This is a genomic window from Microbacterium sp. 01T413_2 (assembly GCF_056398985.1).
Map to the genome: position 1 here is coordinate 63,806 of NZ_JBFTQL010000023.1, position 16,910 is coordinate 80,715.

Annotated in this window: 18 protein-coding genes and 1 pseudogene; 5 read left to right on the forward strand and 14 right to left on the reverse strand. The window is 69.7% G+C overall.

The features are described 5' to 3' along the window. Window positions 1-110: 110 nt before the first annotated feature. From AC1DMN_RS12930 to AC1DMN_RS12945, 4 genes are all read right to left on the reverse strand, one after another. A complete protein-coding gene (locus tag AC1DMN_RS12930; RefSeq protein WP_441977531.1) occupies window positions 111-578 on the reverse strand; it encodes a hypothetical protein in 468 nt (155 codons plus the stop codon). 157 nt (window positions 579-735) lie between these two features. Next, on the reverse strand, window positions 736-1,665 hold the full coding sequence (locus tag AC1DMN_RS12935) for a glycine betaine ABC transporter substrate-binding protein (protein WP_477229864.1): 930 nt from the start codon (window positions 1,663-1,665) through the stop codon (window positions 736-738). Beyond that, complete coding sequence (locus AC1DMN_RS12940; protein ID WP_477229865.1) at window positions 1,658-2,605, reverse strand: ABC transporter permease; 948 nt, start codon at window positions 2,603-2,605, stop codon at window positions 1,658-1,660. Before AC1DMN_RS12940 ends, AC1DMN_RS12935 begins: the two co-directional genes overlap by 8 nt. Next, on the reverse strand, window positions 2,602-3,933 hold the full coding sequence (locus AC1DMN_RS12945) for a quaternary amine ABC transporter ATP-binding protein (RefSeq protein WP_477384367.1): 1,332 nt from the start codon (window positions 3,931-3,933) through the stop codon (window positions 2,602-2,604). Before AC1DMN_RS12945 ends, AC1DMN_RS12940 begins: the two co-directional genes overlap by 4 nt. A gap of 297 nt (window positions 3,934-4,230) precedes the next feature. On the opposite strand from AC1DMN_RS12945, the gene AC1DMN_RS12950 reads away from it, so the two are divergent. Then, a complete protein-coding gene (locus AC1DMN_RS12950; RefSeq protein ID WP_441977534.1) occupies window positions 4,231-4,617 on the forward strand; it encodes an MmcQ/YjbR family DNA-binding protein in 387 nt (128 codons plus the stop codon). A 191-nt stretch (window positions 4,618-4,808) separates the two neighbouring features. Here AC1DMN_RS12950 and AC1DMN_RS12955 read toward each other — a convergent pair whose 3' ends face one another. Further along, window positions 4,809-5,960, reverse strand: coding sequence for a class I SAM-dependent methyltransferase (locus tag AC1DMN_RS12955; RefSeq protein WP_477384369.1), 1,152 nt, complete (start codon window positions 5,958-5,960; stop codon window positions 4,809-4,811). Window positions 5,961-6,155: 195 nt separating this feature from the next. Between AC1DMN_RS12955 and AC1DMN_RS12960 the strand changes: the two genes are divergently transcribed. Continuing rightward, window positions 6,156-8,141 (forward strand): DUF5107 domain-containing protein, encoded by a 1,986-nt coding sequence (locus AC1DMN_RS12960; RefSeq protein WP_477384371.1) that lies wholly within the window; start codon window positions 6,156-6,158, stop codon window positions 8,139-8,141. 162 nt (window positions 8,142-8,303) lie between these two features. On the opposite strand, the gene AC1DMN_RS12965 is transcribed toward AC1DMN_RS12960, so the two are convergent. After that, window positions 8,304-8,627, reverse strand: a complete 324-nt coding sequence (locus tag AC1DMN_RS12965; protein ID WP_440732900.1) for an ArsR/SmtB family transcription factor — start codon at window positions 8,625-8,627, stop codon at window positions 8,304-8,306. A 16-nt stretch (window positions 8,628-8,643) separates the two neighbouring features. Here AC1DMN_RS12965 and AC1DMN_RS12970 point away from each other — a divergent pair, with 16 nt between their 5' ends. Beyond that, window positions 8,644-9,138, forward strand: a complete 495-nt coding sequence (locus tag AC1DMN_RS12970; protein ID WP_441978351.1) for an SRPBCC domain-containing protein — start codon at window positions 8,644-8,646, stop codon at window positions 9,136-9,138. A gap of 177 nt (window positions 9,139-9,315) precedes the next feature. On the opposite strand, the gene AC1DMN_RS12975 is transcribed toward AC1DMN_RS12970, so the two are convergent. Next, window positions 9,316-10,080, reverse strand: a complete 765-nt coding sequence (locus AC1DMN_RS12975) for a M15 family metallopeptidase (protein ID WP_477229868.1) — start codon at window positions 10,078-10,080, stop codon at window positions 9,316-9,318. Between the two features lie 86 nt (window positions 10,081-10,166). Here AC1DMN_RS12975 and AC1DMN_RS12980 point away from each other — a divergent pair, with 86 nt between their 5' ends. Together AC1DMN_RS12980 and AC1DMN_RS12985 are read left to right on the forward strand one after the other, a co-directional pair. After that, window positions 10,167-10,916 (forward strand): response regulator transcription factor, encoded by a 750-nt coding sequence (locus AC1DMN_RS12980; RefSeq protein WP_477229869.1) that lies wholly within the window; start codon window positions 10,167-10,169, stop codon window positions 10,914-10,916. After that, the gene (locus AC1DMN_RS12985) at window positions 10,909-12,042 is read left to right on the forward strand and encodes a sensor histidine kinase (RefSeq protein WP_477229870.1); all 1,134 of its coding nucleotides are present in this window, start codon (window positions 10,909-10,911) and stop codon (window positions 12,040-12,042) included. The genes AC1DMN_RS12980 and AC1DMN_RS12985 overlap by 8 nt, the downstream gene beginning before the upstream one ends. 94 nt (window positions 12,043-12,136) lie before the next feature. Here AC1DMN_RS12985 and AC1DMN_RS12990 read toward each other — a convergent pair whose 3' ends face one another. From AC1DMN_RS12990 to AC1DMN_RS13020, 7 genes and pseudogenes are all read right to left on the reverse strand, one after another. Next, entirely contained in the window at window positions 12,137-12,268 is a 132-nt protein-coding gene (locus AC1DMN_RS12990; protein WP_477230367.1) for a hypothetical protein, read from the reverse strand. After that, window positions 12,269-12,517: pseudogene (locus AC1DMN_RS12995) on the reverse strand (ArsR/SmtB family transcription factor); the annotation flags it as partial. Then, window positions 12,460-13,293, reverse strand: coding sequence for a fumarylacetoacetate hydrolase family protein (locus AC1DMN_RS13000; RefSeq protein ID WP_477229871.1), 834 nt, complete (start codon window positions 13,291-13,293; stop codon window positions 12,460-12,462). The gene AC1DMN_RS13000 and the pseudogene AC1DMN_RS12995, both read right to left, overlap by 58 nt. Before the next feature lie 88 nt (window positions 13,294-13,381). Continuing rightward, on the reverse strand, window positions 13,382-13,774 hold the full coding sequence (locus AC1DMN_RS13005) for a RidA family protein (RefSeq protein WP_477229872.1): 393 nt from the start codon (window positions 13,772-13,774) through the stop codon (window positions 13,382-13,384). 36 nt (window positions 13,775-13,810) lie between these two features. Continuing rightward, window positions 13,811-14,914: an alanine racemase gene (locus tag AC1DMN_RS13010; protein ID WP_477229873.1), complete on the reverse strand. Its 1,104-nt coding sequence runs from the start codon at window positions 14,912-14,914 to the stop codon at window positions 13,811-13,813. After that, window positions 14,911-15,912 (reverse strand): ABC transporter ATP-binding protein, encoded by a 1,002-nt coding sequence (locus AC1DMN_RS13015; RefSeq protein ID WP_477229874.1) that lies wholly within the window; start codon window positions 15,910-15,912, stop codon window positions 14,911-14,913. The genes AC1DMN_RS13010 and AC1DMN_RS13015 overlap by 4 nt, the downstream gene beginning before the upstream one ends. Continuing rightward, window positions 15,912-16,910 (reverse strand): ABC transporter ATP-binding protein, encoded by a 999-nt coding sequence (locus AC1DMN_RS13020; RefSeq protein WP_477229875.1) that lies wholly within the window; start codon window positions 16,908-16,910, stop codon window positions 15,912-15,914. The genes AC1DMN_RS13015 and AC1DMN_RS13020 overlap by 1 nt, the downstream gene beginning before the upstream one ends.

The following is a 16,910-nucleotide window of genomic DNA, read 5'->3' on the forward strand; positions in this document are numbered from 1 at the left end:
GTCGTTCTCTGCTTTCGTCGTCGATGACGCGCACCGCCGGAGGGCGGGCGCGAAGCCGTTCCGGCGCGTCCGCCCGCGGAGCGGGGTATGCGGGACGCGCCGGATCCGGCTCATCTGCGACTGATGCAGAGGGCGGCCATGCTCGGAGGGCGGGGCTCTGCCGTGACCGCCGCGGAGGACGCGACGACGACGGCGAGCGCAGGACGGAGGTCTTCCGCGGGAGGCCCCGGAAGTGCGGCGGTGGCGATCGGCGCGAGCGTGCAGGACGGGGCCATCACGGCGTGCTCGGCACAGTCCGCGCAGCCCTGCGTCGGTGCAGCCATCGCGTCGCGGGCCGTCATGGCTTCACTCGCGGATGTCGAACCCGTCGTGCGCGTCGGCGCCTGAGTGTCCGCGACGTGTGCGGTAGCCGCGGTACCCGCCATCACGCCGTGCACGGCGTGCTCCGCGGTCGCCGACGTGCCGTGCCCCGCGAGTACATGCATGCCGAGAAGTCCGACGATCACCGCGGAGACGAGGAGCAGGATCCGCAGCGACCACGTCGACGACGTGTCCCGGCCACGGATCCAATACCCCACGGGGGTACAGCATAGCGGCCTCGACCCTGTGGGCCTGGGGCTCTGCGACGACTGCAGGACCATGCGACGCCTGCAGGGCCCGTTCTCGGATCTGGTCGTGCATCCGTATCGGGGTCCTGCAGGCGTCACACACAGCCGGGTCAGGCGAACCGCGGCCCTACTTCTTCGCCCAGTCGAACTCACTGCCGTACTTCTCGACCCAGGCATCGATCGCCTGGGGCTCCTTGCCCTCGCCGAACTGGTTCACGACCATGTCCTCGAGCGAGCCGTACTGCGCGTCGTCGAGCTTGATCTTGCCGATCAGCGCGGCGGCGTCCGGGTGCTTCTTCGCGAAGTCCTTCGCGCCGAGGAAGTGCAGCCCCTCGGGCTTGCCCATGGCGCCCTTCGGATCCTTGAGGTCCTTCACGGGGTAGGCGCTGTTGGCCCAGAACGGACGCCACAGGGTCACCGCGATGTCCTGCTTCTTGTCCGTCGCCGACTTGAGCTCGGTGAGCATCGCCGCGGTCGACGAGGTCACGAGCTGATACTCGCCGCCGAGGCCGTACTCCGGCATCATCTTCTGGGTCTGGGCGGTGAGGCCGGCACCCGGCTCGATGCCGATGATCTTGCCGCCGAACTTCGAGGCGTTGCCCTTGAGCTCGTCGATCGAGTCGATATCGGAGTACTTCGGCACCGCGATCGTGAGGCGGGCGTTGTCGTAGTACGTCCCGAGGTCGTCGATCGACCCCAGGTACTTGTCCATGTACGCCTTCTGCGTGACCTCGGGCCACGCCGACGGGAAGATGTCCACATCCCCCTGCGACAGCCCCGCATACAGCGGTCCCGCGTCGGAGAGCGTCTGCATCTTGACGTCGTAGCCCATCTTGCCGAGCTGGTCCTGCAGCAGGTACGCGGTGCTGAGCCCGTCCGTCCAGCTGGGCAGGAACCCGATCGTGATCGTGCCCTTGTCACCGGATCCGGCATCGTTCGCCGGCGCCTTGCCTGCCATCTCGAGGGTGCCACCGGCGCCRTCGCTCGCGCATCCGGCCAGGGTGAGGGCAGCCGCGACGCCGAGCGCCGCGAGGGCGGTGATCCTGCTCTTACGCATGCTGCAGCTCCTTCTCCTCCAGGGATGCTTCGGGGACCTGGTCGGCGACCGCGGACGCCGCGGCCAGGCGCCGCGCCGAACGGCGGCGCGCCAGCACGCCGAGCAGCGACCCGGGGTGCTGCCCCAGCGACCCCAGCGACGCGGTGACCCGGTCGAGGAAGACCGCGATCAGCACGACGCCGAGACCGGCCTCGACGCCCTTGGCGATGTTGACGGTCGAGATCGCCTCGACCACGAGCTTGCCGAGCCCGTCGGCGCCGGCCATACCGGCGATGACGGCCATCGAGAGCGCGAGCATGATCACCTGGTTGACGCCGGCCAGGATCGTCGGCATCGCGAGCGGCAACTGGATGCCGCGCAGGATCTGGCCCGGCGTCGCGCCGAACGACTGCCCGGCTTCGACGGTCTCGGAGTCGACCCCGCGGATGCCGAGCTCGGTGAAGCGCACGCCGGGCGGCAGCGCGAAGATGACCGTGGCCACGAGGCCCGGCACGACGCCGATGCTGAAGAACACGATCGCGGGGATGAGGTAGACGAAGGCGGGCATCGTCTGCATGAAGTCGAGCACGGGCTTGAGCACCGCGCGCACGGTGGCGTTCCGGGCCGACCAGATCCCGAGCGGGATCGCGATCAGCACGGTGACGACACCGGCGACGAGCACGAGCGCAAGCGTCTGCATCGCGGGGACCCACAGGCCCATCGCGACGATCAGTCCGAACGAGATCACGGTGCCGATCGCCAGGCGCCACGAGCGGACGAGCCAGGCGATCAGCGCCGCGATGATGATCACGACGTAGAACCAGGGCATCAGCAGCAGGAAGCTCAGGCCGTCGACGAGGAACGACACGACGGTCGAGATGACGTGCAGCAGGCCGTCCAGGTTGGCTTTGATCCAGTCGACCGCGACAGCGACCCAGGATCCGATGGGCAGGACGTTCATCGGGTGATCTCCTCGTTCGGCGCATCCGGGGTGGGCGACGTGGTCGGCGTGTTTCCGGCGGTCGGCGCCGTCCAGCCGTCGTCGAGGATGGCGTCGACCTCCGCCTGCGGCAGCGGCAGCACCGGCAGGTTGATCTCGCCGGTGGCACCAGGGCCAGGGCCGAGCGCGGCGAGCAGCGTGATGCGCGGGATCACGCCGACGAGGCGCCCCTCCGCGTCGGCGACGGCGAGCGGCACTGGGGATTCCACGGCCGGGATGAACAGGTTCATCAGGATCTCGTCCTCGTCGACGACCTGCGTAGCGGGCTTGAGCACCGASGTSAKSGTGCTCTCSCCGCGGCGGATCAGCTTGACGACGTCACGGTCGGTGACGATGCCGATGAGCTTGCGGTCGCGGCCGACGACGTACGTCGCCGACATGAAGGCGTCGCGCATCTGCTTGAGCGCGGTGCGCGGACCGGCGTTCTCGGAGACGACGGGGCGCGGACGCTCCATGACGTTCGCCGCGGTGAGCACCCGGGCGCGGTCGACGTCCTGCACGAACTGCTCGACATAGCTGTTGGCCGGGTCCGTGAGGATGTCCTCTGGCGTGCCGATCTGCACGATGCGGCCGTCGCGCATCACCGCGATGCGGTCGCCGAGGAACATGGCCTCGTTCAGGTCGTGCGTGATGAACACGATGGTCTTCTGCAGCTTCTGCTGCAGCTCGAGCAGCTGCTCCTGCATCTCCCGGCGGATCAGCGGATCCAGCGCGCTGAACGCCTCGTCCATCAGCAGGATGTCGCTGTCGGCCGCGAGCGCACGGGCGATGCCCACGCGCTGCTGCATGCCGCCGGAGAGTTCGGACGGCAGCTTCTCGCCCTGCCCCTCGAGGCCGACGAGACCCAGGATCTCCTCGGCCTTGGCCAGGCGCTCGGCCTTGCCGATGCCCTTCAGCTCGAGCGGGTAGGCCACGTTCGCGGCCACGGTGCGGTGCGGCAGCAAGGCGAAGTGCTGGAACACCATCGATACGCGGTCGCGGCGGATCTCACGCAGACGCGACGCCGGGATGCCGGTGATCGGATCCCCGGCGACGAGCACGGAGCCGTCGGTCGCCTCGTGCAGGCCGTTGAGCATGCGGATGATGGTGGACTTGCCGGATCCGGACAGTCCCATGATGACGAAGATCTCGCCGCGGTTGACGGTGAAGCTCGCGTCGATGACAGCGGCGGTGCCGGCGTCGGCGACCTCGGATCGGGTCTCGCCGGCCTTCAGCCGGCGGACGGCCTGGTTCGGATTCCTCCCGAACACCTTGAACAGATGACGCGCTTCCAGAGCGGTTTCGGACACGTTTCCCCCGCGGCCTCACCTCGAGGGGAGGCCTGCATCGGTCTCGCCCGGGTGATGATCACAGGGCCGTTTCGAACCAAGCCATGCTGGCGGCGCAGGAGGAGGATTTCGGATCCTCAACAGAGATCATCGACCGTACGCCCACGCCTCTTCGTGCACAGCAGAATCGAAAGAAGGACGCGGCCGCGGACTGGTCTTGGGCCATCAGGCCCGCATTCCAACGTAACGAGAACCTGATCCCGTGGCAAATCCGAGGTCGGTGACCTAGGGTGCGCGCGACGGGATGAGAGGGATCGCATGAAGGGCGAGGAACTGCAGGAGCGGGCTCGGGCCTGCGCGGAAGAGCTCCCCGGCGCCGGCCTGGAGCACCCGTTCGGGCCCGGCTGGGAGGTCTACAAAGTCCGCGACCGGGTCTTCATGCTGCTCACCGACGTGACCGGAGAGCCGATCGTCATCCTGAAGACCGACCCGGAAGACGGCAAGGCGCTCCGGGAACAGTACGACGCGATCACGCCGGGCTATCACATGAACAAGAAGCACTGGATCACAATGCGCCCCTCAGGCGGCCTGCCGACGCCGCTGATAGACGACCTGGTCACGGATTCGTACCTGCTCGTGGTCGCGAATCTGCCCCGCGCGAAGCGCCCCGTCGACCCTGCCACGTTCGGTCGGGCCAGCGGGTGACGTCGGCCGAAGACTGCATCGAACCCGCACCCGCAGCTCCCGGTGCGTCCAGAGTGTGGTTCCTGCCCCCACCCGGCACCAGCACCCCACCCCGACTTGGCGGACGAGCACGCACCGAACACCTCGCCTGAGGCGTGGCCCCTGCGTTCGGATTGGCACGAGACGCGCGTCGGACCGGGTCCGTCAGGCGGTCAGCGCCGCACGGACCGTGTGACCGTGAACTTCGGGGTGCGCGTGAGCTGGTCGGTCTCGCCGACCGCGGCGGCGAGCGCGCGACGGTGGTCGAGGTGCGAGTTGAACACGGTCCATACTTCGCCGCCGGGACGGAGCAGCCGCGCGGCCGCGTCGATGAGCCGGCGTCCTGCCCCTTCATGGACGCTGGCGCCGAGGTGGAACGGCGGGTTCAGCAGCACGAGGTCGACGGATCCGTCCGGGATCTCGGATCCGGCGTCGTCGAGCGTCACGGTCACCCTGTCGGCGATGCCGTTAGCCGCCATCGTGGCGCGGGTCGACTGCACCGCCGCGGCGGAACGGTCGGTGGCGACGACGTGCGCACTCGGCACCCCGAGGGCCAGCGACGCGGCGAGCGCGCCGGTGCCGCAGCCGAGGTCGASGGCGGYSAACCCCTCCCGTGCGGCCAGGGCGGCGAGCTCCGGAGCCCGCTCGCGCATCACGTTCAGCAGCACCCGGGTGCCGATGTCGATGCGGTCGCCGGCGAACGCCCCGCCGTGCGCGCACAGCGTGAGCCCGAACTCAGGATGCGTCGTCGACACCGGGAACGGCAGGCCCCAAAGCACCGGCTGCGGATCCGCCGCGACGATCAGGCGCGACTTCCGCTCCGCACGCTGCGGCTGCACCCGCCCGAAGAACCGGGCGAGCACGTCGTTCTGCGCCAGGGTCATGTGCTTCACGCGTCCGCCGGCAAGCAACGTGACGTCGGGCGCCGCCCAGCGCGCGACCGCATCCGCGATCTCCTCGAGCTCGGCGAGCCCCTTCGGCAGCTGCAGCAGCACGAGCCGCGCGTCGCGCAGCAGCTCGGCGTCGAGTTCGTGCGCAGCGAAGCCCGCCGCCCCGAGTTCGGCCGCATTGCGGGCCAGTGCCCGGCGCCCCGTCACCAGATCCTGGTGCACCCGCACGCCGTCCAGGCCCGCAGTGAGGAGAGGCAGCGTGAGCGCGCCGTATCCGTCCCCGATCACGGCGATCGCGGATTCGTCGATCCCGTGCTCGGCAGCGACGACCTGTGCCGCGTCGACGAGGAGCTCATCCGTCGCGTCCCACGCCTGCAGGTTCGGTGCCTCCACGTCGGGGAACCGGCGCAGGCGGGCGTACGGGAACTCGGGCACCCGCTCAGCGTACGCGGGCGCTCCGACCCGATCCCGCCGCAGCCGGCATCGTACGTGGGGGCTCCACCTTCGAGTCGTCCCCCTGAGCACGGTCCATAGGTCGTACTGGAGGGGACGACTCGAAGATGGAAGCCGAGGCGGATCCGGATCCGATTCCTTCCCGGCGCACAGCCCCGGCGTGGATACTGGGGAACGATGAGCGCAACGTTGACCGTCACCCAGGTCGTCCTCCCCACCGCCCCCGTCGGATCCGCGAACCCCCTCCCCGCGATCGCCGCCATGCCGCAGGCGCCGTATGAGGCCACGACCGAGGGGCTGCCCGCCGAGATGGCGGCCAACATCCGGTACGGGCAGGTCTCGTCGATCCATCCGTACCTGCTCCAGGACGGCTACGACCGCGAGCGCACACCGGCGCCGATGCGCGTCGCCGTGCTGGAGAACGAGCAACTGCGCGCCGAGTTCGCGCTCAATCTGGGCGGACGGCTCGTGCGCCTGTTCGACAAGGTCACCGGCCGCGACCTCGTGTACCGCAACGCGATCCTGCAGCCGGCGAACCTCGCCCTGCGCGACGCCTGGTTCTCCGGCGGAGCAGAGTGGAACATCGGCATGCGCGGCCATTGGCCGTTGACCTGCTCCCCGCTGTACGCCGCCGAGATCACCGGCGCCGACGGCGAGCCGATCCTGCGGATGTGGGAGTACGAGCGCGTGCGCGGGCTGATCCTGCAGCTCGACGCGACGCTCGACGGCGCCGCCCTGCACGTGCGGGTGCGGGTGCGCAACCCGCGCGATCGCGAGACCGGGATGTACTGGTGGACGAACATCGCCGTCGCCCAGACCGAGGGCAGCCGGGTGTTCGCACCGGCGACGCACGCTTACATGACCGGCTACGACGGCRCGCTCGGCCGGGTGGACCTGACCGAGACGGATCCMCGMYKCCCCGCSTCCGCACCCGCCGCYGCGGACTACTTCTTCGACCTSGCYCCCGGCCTCGCGGCGGACGCCACTCCAGGCGCGCCGGCACCGCGGCCCTGGATCGCCGCCGTCGACGCGGACGGATCCGGCCTCGCGCACGTCTCGACCGCGCCCCTGGTCGGCCGCAAGCTGTTCGTCTGGGGCGACACCCCGGGCGGGCGCCGGTGGTGCGACTGGCTCGGCGGCGAGACCGGCGCCTATTTCGAGATCCAGGCCGGGCTCGCCGCCACCCAGTACGAGCATCTGCGCATGCCCGGCGGCGCCACGTGGGAGTGGACCGAGACGTTCCTGCCGCTGGCGCTTTCGGATCCGAACCTCGACGGATCCTGGAACGAGGACGTGGCCGTCGTCGGCGCCCAGGTGCTGCAGGCGGCGGAGGCCGCCGGATCCGCCGGCATCGCCCGGCTCGAAGCCGCTGCCGAAATCTCTCCGGATGCGCTGCTGTCGGTGGGGTCGCCCTGGGGTGCGCTCGAGCAGGAGCTCGCCGCGCGGGCGGGCTCGACGTTCGCGTCCCTGCCCGGAGTGCGGTTCGTGCGCGACGGGGACGAGGGCGCGTACTGGGCCTTCCTGCTCGACGGCACCCCCGATTCGACCGACCCGACTGCGGGAGTCACGGAACCGGATCCGTCCGTCGCCCCGGCCTCCTATGTCACCGGAGACGAGTGGGACCACCTCCTCGCCGAGGCCCCCTCGACCTGGCTGACGCACTATCACCGCGCCACCATCGCGCATGCGCGCGGCGAGCACGGCACCGCGATCTCGCACTACGAGGCATCGCTGCGGCATCGACGCAGTGCCTGGGCACTGCGCGGGCTCGGCCTCGCCCTGCGCCAATCCGACGGCGGCTCCGCGGCGCAGGAGCAGGGCATCAGCCGGCTCGCCGAGGCGCGCGAACTCGCCCCCGACCTCGTGCCGCTCGCGCTCGAACTCGCCGAAACGCTGCTCTCCGATGGGCGCGCCGATGAGGCGCGCACCCTGGTCGAGACGCTGCCCGCCGCGCTGCGCACGCTCGGGCGGTTCCGCGTCGTGGAGATCCGCGCCGCCCTCGCCACCGGAGACACCGACGCGGCAGGTCGGATCCTCGAGGAGCGCTTCGAGGTGCCGAACCTCCGCGAGGGCGAATTGAGCATGTCGGCCCTGTGGCACGAAGCGTTCCCCGGCCGTCCGGTGCCGGCCTGGTACGACTTCGAGATGGCGCCGGAGGGCTGAAGGATCCGAGACCGCGTCACGTCTCCCCCGGGTCGTTGAGCGAGGACGCGAAGCGATCGAGTCGAAACGCGGCCCGCTCCGTTTCGTCTCGCTCGACCTCCGGCCGTGCTCGCTCAACGACCCCACAGAGGCGACTCGGTCAACGGCTCGGCCGTCGCCGCATCAGCCTCGGTCGAGGTCGTCCAGCAGCTGGACGGCGGCCGCGGCGTAAGCGCCGATCCAGCGGTCGTGGATCCGCTTGATCGGCAGCGGGGCGAGTGTGAGGTGCCGCTCCCTGCCCTCGCGACGGCCGATCACGAGCTCGGCGCGCTCGAGCACCTTCAGGTGCTGCAGCACGGTAGTGCGGTCGAGCTCGGGGAAGCACGCGCACAGCTCACCCGTCGTTCGCGGCGCCGCGCGCAAGGCGTCGAGCATCCGGCGGCGGACGGGAGCGGCGAGCGCCTTGAAGACCAGATCGTCGTCCTCGGTTCCCTCCCCCGCATTCATGTTGTAATCTTACAACATGTCTCAGATCGAAATCGCTGCGGACATGGCTCCGCTCACAGAACTGTCCTTCTCCGTCTCTGGCCGCGTCTCCCGTCCGCCGGCGGAGGTCTACGAGGCGGTCGCCGATCCGGCGCAGCTCTCGCACTACTTCACCACCGGCGGAGCCCGGGGCCGTCTCGAACCCGGCGCCGACGTGACCTGGGACTTCGCCGACTTCCCCGGACGCTTCCCCGTCGTGGTGGTCGAGGCGAAGGCTCCGGAGCGCATCGTGATCGAGTGGGCGGCCGCGCCCGGCAGCAACGACACCGGCACCACCCGCACGGTGTTCGCCTTCGCCCCGATCGATGACGGCGCACGCACCCTCGTCACCATCACCGAGTCGACGTGGCGCGCGACCTCGGGCGGTGCGAAGAGCGCCTTCGGCAACTGCGAGGGCTGGACCGGCATGCTCGCGGCGCTCAAGGCCTGGCTCGAGCACGGCATCAACCTGCGCGACGGCTTCTACAAGTAATCCGCCCCGGCAACCAGGCCGCGCCACGTTCGCCGAGCGCCACGTTCGCCGGCCACCCCATCCGTCTCGGACTCCACCCCGCTCGCTGGTCGCAGATTGCGGGTTTCATGTGCTCAGAACCGCAATCTGCGACCAGTGAACAGAGGGAGGGCGGCGGATCCGCGCCGCCCGGCCCGATCAGCCCCGCATCCGGGGATCCTCGGTCGGATCGCGGTACATCGTCGGGCAGCCCTCGTCGATCGCGGACGGGTTCAGCTCGAAATGCCAGGCCTCGTTGTCGTACGTGCGGCACAGCCCGAATTGCGCGCCATGGCGGTTCAGCCAGTCCGCGGCGTCGTACGGGGCGATGTCGACCGCCTGACCTTTGACGTGCAGCGACGTCTCCGGGGTGCCGACCCACCGCGACGCCTCGGCCTCGGATCCGTAGGTGCGCACGGCATCGCGCAGCAGCCAGGCCTGGTACGCCTTCGAGCGCCAGCCGCTCGCCACCCGCAGCTCGAGCCCGTCTTCCTCGGCCGCGGCGAGCGCCTGCCCCAGCGCCTCGCGCAGAGCGGGTTCCAGCTTCGCGACCGCGGGTACATCGTCCGACAGCGCCACCGAGTCGCCGTCCGCGAGGTAGCCGTCCTCTGCAGTCGGCATGCCGCCGCTGCGCGCGGACGGGGATCCGTCGTCGCCCGCGGCCACCGGCCCCGGATAGTCGGGCCGCGCGGTGACGGCCGCCGTGATCACCGCGGCCGCGGTGCCGGCGCCCAGCAGTGCGAGCACCGCCAGCGTGGCGAAGAACCGGAACAGCGGACGGTGCCGCCGGGGCGCCCTCGACGCCGGGTGCCGCGGTGCGGGCATCCGTTCCGCCGTACGCCGTGCGTCGGCGTCGGGCTCCCGGTGCAGGATCCATTCCGGCGCGGATCCGGGTCGCAGAGGAGCAGAGGTGTTCGTGTCCATGCCTCCACTCCATCGAGGCGGACGTTGTGCGCCCGTTCGCGTTTTCGCATACACCCGCGATATGCCGGTGTGCTTAGGCTTCTGGCATGCGCGTGCTGATCGTCGAGGACGAACCCACCCTGGCCGGAGCGGTCCGAGACGGGTTGCGCCTCGCGGCGATCGCCGCGGACACCGCCGGAGACGGGCACGTCGCCCTGGAGCTGCTGGACATCAACGCCTACGACGTGGCCGTGCTCGACCGGGACATCCCGGGCCCGAGCGGCGATGACATCGCGCAGGCGATCGTCGCGTCCGGATCCGGCCTGCCGATCCTCATGCTCACGGCCGCCGATCGTCTGGATGACAAGGCCACCGGCTTCGAGCTCGGCGCCGACGACTACCTGACCAAGCCGTTCGAGATGCGCGAGCTGATCCTGCGGATCAGGGCGCTGGCCCGGCGCGCCCCGCGGTCGACGCCGCCGGTGCACGAGCTGGCCGGCATCCGGCTCGACCCGTTCCGCCGCGAGGTGTACCGCGACGGACGCTACGTCGCCCTCACGCGCAAGCAGTTCGCGGTGCTGCAGGTGCTCGTCGAGGCCGGCGGCGGCGTGATCAGCGCCGAGGAGCTGCTCGAGCGCGCCTGGGACGAGAACGCGGATCCGTTCACGAACGCGGTGCGCATCACCGTCTCGGCGCTGCGCAAGCGGCTCGGGGAGCCGCGGGTGATCCTCACCGTGCCGGGGGTCGGCTACCGGATCGATGTCGACGGGGATACCTCCGGCGAGTCGGACGCGGAGGCGGTCGACGAGACGACGGACCAGGACGCGTCGATGCCGGGGCGCACCGGGAATGCCTGACGCGCCGTCGAGCTCCGCCCTCCCGCCCCGCCCCGTCCGCGCCGCAGGCCTGTCGGTGCGATGGCGGCTGACGCTCAGCTACGTGGCGCTGGTCGCGATCGCCGGGGCCGTGCTGCTCGGCGTGGTGGCACTGTGGCTGCTGCGCTACATCCCCGATGGCCCGGTCTACAGCTCCGACCCCCTGTCCGGCGAAAGCTGGGCCCCGAATCGCACCGACCTCATTCGCGCTTTCGTCCCCGCCGCATCCGGAGGGCTGCTCGCGCTCATCGTCGTGAGCGTGCTCGGCGGCTGGCTCCTCGCCGGGCGTGTGCTGCGGCCGCTCGCGATCATGGCCGACACCGCGCGCGCAGTAGGCGACGGGGACCTGGGCGCCCGGATCGCGTTGCCGGGCGGGGACGACGAGTTCCGTCGCCTGGCCGACGTGTTCGACGGCATGCTCGACCGCATCCAGCACGACATGGAGCGCGAACGCCGGTTCGCAGCGAGCGCGTCACACGAGCTGCGCACCCCGCTCGCGATCACCCGCGCGCTGCTCGACGTCGCCGACGCGGATCCGGATCCGGATGTCCCGCAGCTGCTCGTGCGCCTCCGCGCCGCGAACGAGCGCGCGATCGCGCTCACCGAAGCACTGCTGCTGCTTGCGCGGCTGGACGCCCGCCCGCCGGCACGCACCCCGGTCGACCTCTCGCTCGCCGCAGAGGGCGCGGTCGAGCTGCTGCACGAGGTCGCGGCCTCCCACGACGTGCGGCTCGACGCGGTCGGCGACCCGGTCATGGTCCGCGGAGACGCGGCGCTGCTCGACCAGCTCGCCCTGAACCTCGTGCAGAACGCCCTCGTGCACAATCTGCCCTCCGGCGGATCCGCCACCGTGCGCACGCTCCGTCTCGGCGGGCAGGGTGCGCTGGTCGTCGAGAACACCGGAGACCGGCTCGACCCAGCCGTGGTCGCCACCCTGGTCGAGCCGTTCCAGCGCGGCGCCGGGCGCACGCGGGACGGCGCCCACGGCGGATCCGGACTGGGCCTGGCGATCGCCGGTTCGATCGTCGACGTGCTGGGTGGGGCGCTCGAGCTGACCGCCCTGCCCGCGGGCGGCCTGCGCGTCGAGGCGACTTTCCCGCTGGAGTGACGCGGGTCCGGCACTTCCGCGCGCGATCGGTGCGGGATCCCGGTGCCGCGGGCGCCGTGCGGGACGAGTCGTCAGTCCGCCCGGACGACCCCGGTCACCCTGGTTCCCCTGCGCTCTCCGATTCGCCGGTCGTGTCGAAGAACGGCCACAACCAGTCGTCGATCGTGACGAACGTCTTCGGCACGAGGACGTACAGCGCCGACGTCTGCCAGCGCGTCACCGCCACGAAGCCGTGAGAATGGAGGACATCGAGGTGCCTCGATGCCGTCGATCGCGAGACCTTGCAGAAGGCGCCCAGAGCCGAAACGGAAAGCGGTCGTGGCGCGTCGCGCAACGCGGCGAGCAGTTCACGCCGCACAGGATGCGCGATCGCGTCGAACGGTGACGTGCCCCTCCTCAGCACGACATCCTCCCGCATCAATTCCGAACGCCCATGGCGGATCCGCCGGCCGAGCTCGCATCCTTCACAGAGCATCGATTGGTCAGCGTTCCGACGTTCTCCAGTTCGATGCTGATCACATCGCCGTCACGCAGCCAGATCGGCGGCTCTCGAAATGCGCCGACGCCTCCGGGCGTCCCGGTCGCGATCACATCTCCCGCCTTGAGCGTGAAAGCCCGAGAGCAGAAGCTGATGATCTCCGCGACGCTGAAGATCATGTCCGCGGTCGTCGCGTCCTGAACCACGACGTCGTTGACCCGACACGTGAGCCTCAGCCTTTGCGGATCCTCGATCTCATCCCGCGTAACGATCCATGGCCCCACGGGCGCGAACCCTTCCAGGGATTTGCCCCGCGCCCATTGCGCGTCACCGAACTGCAGGTCTCGTGCCGTCAAATCATTGAAGGCGGCATATCCGAAGACGTGATCGAGCGCATCAGCGGCATCGACGTCACGCGCATCGCGGCCGATCACAACCGCGAGCTCGGCTTCCCAGTCGACGTTGTCCGTGTAGCGAGGATCCCACGAGATCGAAGCGTCGTCCGCGTTGACCGCTGACGTGTGCTTCAGGAACATCTCCGGCCGGCTGGGGGGCGCCACATCCTCCTCGCTCGTGTGATCGACGTAGTTGCGCCCGATCGCAATGATGTTCGCGGGATGCGGCAGCGCAGGGAGCACCGTCCCGCGCGACGGTTCCACCGAGGCGGCGAGCGGTCCCGTGCTCAGCGCCGCACGCAGAGTCTCGAGCACGCTCTCGCCGCCTCGAATAAGGTCGTTCACGGTGCGGATGCGGCCGCTCAGCAGCTCGCTCACGAGGAACCATCGGCCGCCCTCGTGAACGACCGCATGCTCTGCGCCGTCCACGTTCCATGAAGCGATGCGCATCGTCTCTCCTCCTCCCCTACTCGCCCGATGCCGACGGGACGGCATCGACCTCGATGATCGCGTCGATCTCGATATCGAAGCCGCGCAGGGCGGCCTCGATGGTGGTGCGCGCCGGGTACGGCTCGGCGAGATATCCGCGGGCGATCTGGTTGAACTCGGCGAACTGGTCGAGGCTCCGCAGATACACGCCGAGGCGAACAGCGCGCGTCAGCGATGAACCGGCGGCCTGTGCCACCGTCTCCAGATTCTGGAACGTGCGATGCACCTGGTCGGCGAAGCTGTCTCCCACCCGCCGCCCCTGGGCGTCGAACGGTCCTTGGCCGGCGAGAAAGGCCAGTCCACCGCTGGCGACCGCCTGCGAGTAAGGCCCCGCCGGCGGCGGCGCCTGGTCGGTCGTGATCTGATCCATCGTGCTCTCCTCGAGTGTTCTGTTGATGAAAAGCGGTCAGTGCCGGGCGAGAGTGCGCCAGACGTCGACTACGACGCCTTCGTGAGCCACGGCGACGGCGGAGTGCATGTTGATCACACCGCATGCGTGATTGGGCCTGATCCGAACGACGTCACCGACCGCTGGATTCTCCGCGTCGCGCAGAAAGCCATGCTCCTCGTGCCCTGTCGACACGACTCCGCCCCCGCCCGAGACGACGGTGCCGATGCGGCCGTCGCCGTGCATGCTCCCATCGCTGCTCATCGCCTTGATCCCGGCGTCGATGATCGCCCAGCCGGACGACTCGGTGCTGACGACACGGCTGTACACGCTGACGGCGACGTCGTCGGGCGAGATCGTCCCGATCGCGACCTGGTTCTCATCGCCGAGGACGTAAGTGCCGGGCCGGGCCTCCGTCACACCGGCGACCGTAGGCGCCGAACGGACACCCGGCGTCGACCCCACCGAAACCGTCGCGAGGTCGATGCCGTCAGCGCGGATGGCCTCCGCCACCTGCACGATGAGACGCCCTGCAGCCAACCCCGCTTGATACCGGAGTTCGGGGTGGGCTCCCATGCCCTGCACATGCCCCTCATGCGTCCACACGCCGTCAAGCCTGAGGCCTGCCATGCTGCCGAGCTCGCGAGCGACCGCAAGAGCACGCTCCGGTGCGACGCCCGTGCGCCCCAGGCCCGAGTCGATGTCCAACCGCACCGTGATCACGATTCCCGCCGAGGCGGCTGCTTCTGCGAGCGCTGCGACCGCCTCGACGGAATCGGTGCCGACGATGAGATCTGTCCTCAGCGCTGCGTCGATCGCGGCGCGAACCCGCTCCTTGCCCACGGGTGGAAAAGCCCAGAACACCGACGGCACGTCGAATTCGGAAAGGGCCCGCACCTCCGCTGAAGTGGCGGCTGTGAGACCCGCCGCTCCTGCCTGCAGTTGAAGGCGGGCCGCTTGCGCACTCTTCGTCGTCTTCCAATGCGGGCGGAGCGCGATCCCGAGCCCCGACGCATACGCCGCCATCTCGGCGATGTTCCGATGGAGCACGTCCCGCTCGATCACGACGACCGGTGTCGCAAGATCCGTGACATCCATGCCGACGGCGATCCCCCCAGTCATGCTGAAGCCCCTGCCACGGCGACAGCGACGTCGAGCGGGTGGAAGCAGGCGACGGATCTGCCGAATCCGATCGGCGTCATCTCCGGCCGCTCCTGCGCGCACCGGGCGTCGGCGCGCCAGCAACGAGTGCGGAAGCGACATCCCGAGGGTGGATTGAGAGGAGAGGGAACGTCGCCGTTCAACACGATCCTTTCACGCGCTTCTCCCGGACCGGACGGCGGAGTGGCCGAGACGAGCGCTGCGGTATAGGGATGCACGGGGGCGCTCAGCACCTGCTGCGAAGGCCCTTCCTCGACCACGTTTCCGAGGTACATCACGACGACGCGATCCGTGACGTGCCGGACGACGTCGAGGTCGTGCGAGATCATCACGTATCCGAGCGACCGACGGCCGCGAAGATCCATCAGCAGGTTCAGGATCTGCGCCTGGATGGAGACATCGAGCGCCGAGACCGGCTCGTCCAGGATCAGCAGCTCTGGATCGAGGGCGAGACCTCGCGCGATTCCGATCCGTTGACGCTGCCCCCCGGAGAACTCGTGCGGGTACCGCGTCAGCGTGCTCGCGCCGAGGCCGACCAGCTCGAGCAGGTCCGACACTCTGTCGTACGACGCTCTTCCCTTCCACTCGCCGAAGGCGCGAAGGGGTTCGGCGATGATCTCCTGGACCGTCATGCGGGGGTTGAGTGAGGATTGCGGGTCCTGGAAGACGAACTGGATCTTCCGCCTCAGCTCGCGCCGCCGCGCGCGGGACGCGGTCACGAGGTCTTCACCGCGGAACGCGATGCGCCCTCGGCGCGGCTCCTCGAGTTGAGCGATCGCCTTGCCGGTCGTCGTCTTCCCGCATCCGGATTCGCCGATGATGCCGATCGCCTCGTCGGCGTCGACCCGAAAAGACACACCGTCGACCGCGCGCACCACCTGGCGACGCGCAGCCCGATACTGGACGACCAGGTCGTCGACCTCGAGGAGCGGGGGACGGGGTCCGGTGCTGTCTGCCATCAGGGCTGCTCCTCGGGGTTCCTGTAGTGGCAGGCGCTGACGCGCCCGTCGATACTCATTGCGAGCGATGTGGGTTCGGTGACGCAGCGCGACGACCGCAGGGGCGCGGAGCACCGGGCGAAGAACGGGCAGCCTTCGGTGAGTCCGTCCAGCGCCGGAGGCTGGCCGGGGATCGCCGCGAGGCGCTCGCCGGGGCGGGCAAGGCTCGGCCTGCTGCTGATGAGCGCGCGCGAGTACGGGTGCCGGCTGTCCCGGAAGAGCTCCGTCGTCGTGGCCGACTCCATGACCCGACCGGCGTACATCACGACGACACGATCGGCGTACTGAGCGACAACCCCGAGATCATGTGTGATCAGCATGACGGCCACCCCGAGATCTCGGCGCACGCGCGCGAGCACCTCCAGGACTTGCGCTTGGATGGTCGCGTCGAGCGCCGTCGTAGGTTCGTCCGCGATGATCAGCTCCGGATCGTTCACCAGCGCCATGGCGATGACCGCCCGCTGTCGCATCCCGCCCGACCACTGATGCGGGTACTGCTCCATTCGACGGCGGACATCCGGCACCCCGACCAGCTCCAGCACCTCGGCTGTCCTGTTTCTCGCCGACGATCGCGACGCTCGGGGGTGGTGGATGCGGTAGGCCTCCTCGATCTGTCGTCCCACGCGCACGACGGGGTCGAGGGTCGTCATCGGGTCCTGGAAGATCATGCCGATGCGGCCGCCTCGTACCCGCCGCATGGTCGCCGGCGTGGCGGATACCAGATCCTCGCCGTCGAAGACCACGGACCCGGAAGTGACTCTCACCGCCCCGGGTAGCAAACCGAGCACCGAGAGGGCCGTCATGCTCTTACCCGATCCGCTCTCTCCGACGATGCCGATCATTTCTCCGCGACGAATGCTCACGTCGACGCCCCGAAGGATGGCACTGCTCGAGCCCTTCGTGGAAATCCCCGCGCTGAGAGCCGTCACCTCGAGGAGGGGGCGCTCGTCTTCGATCAA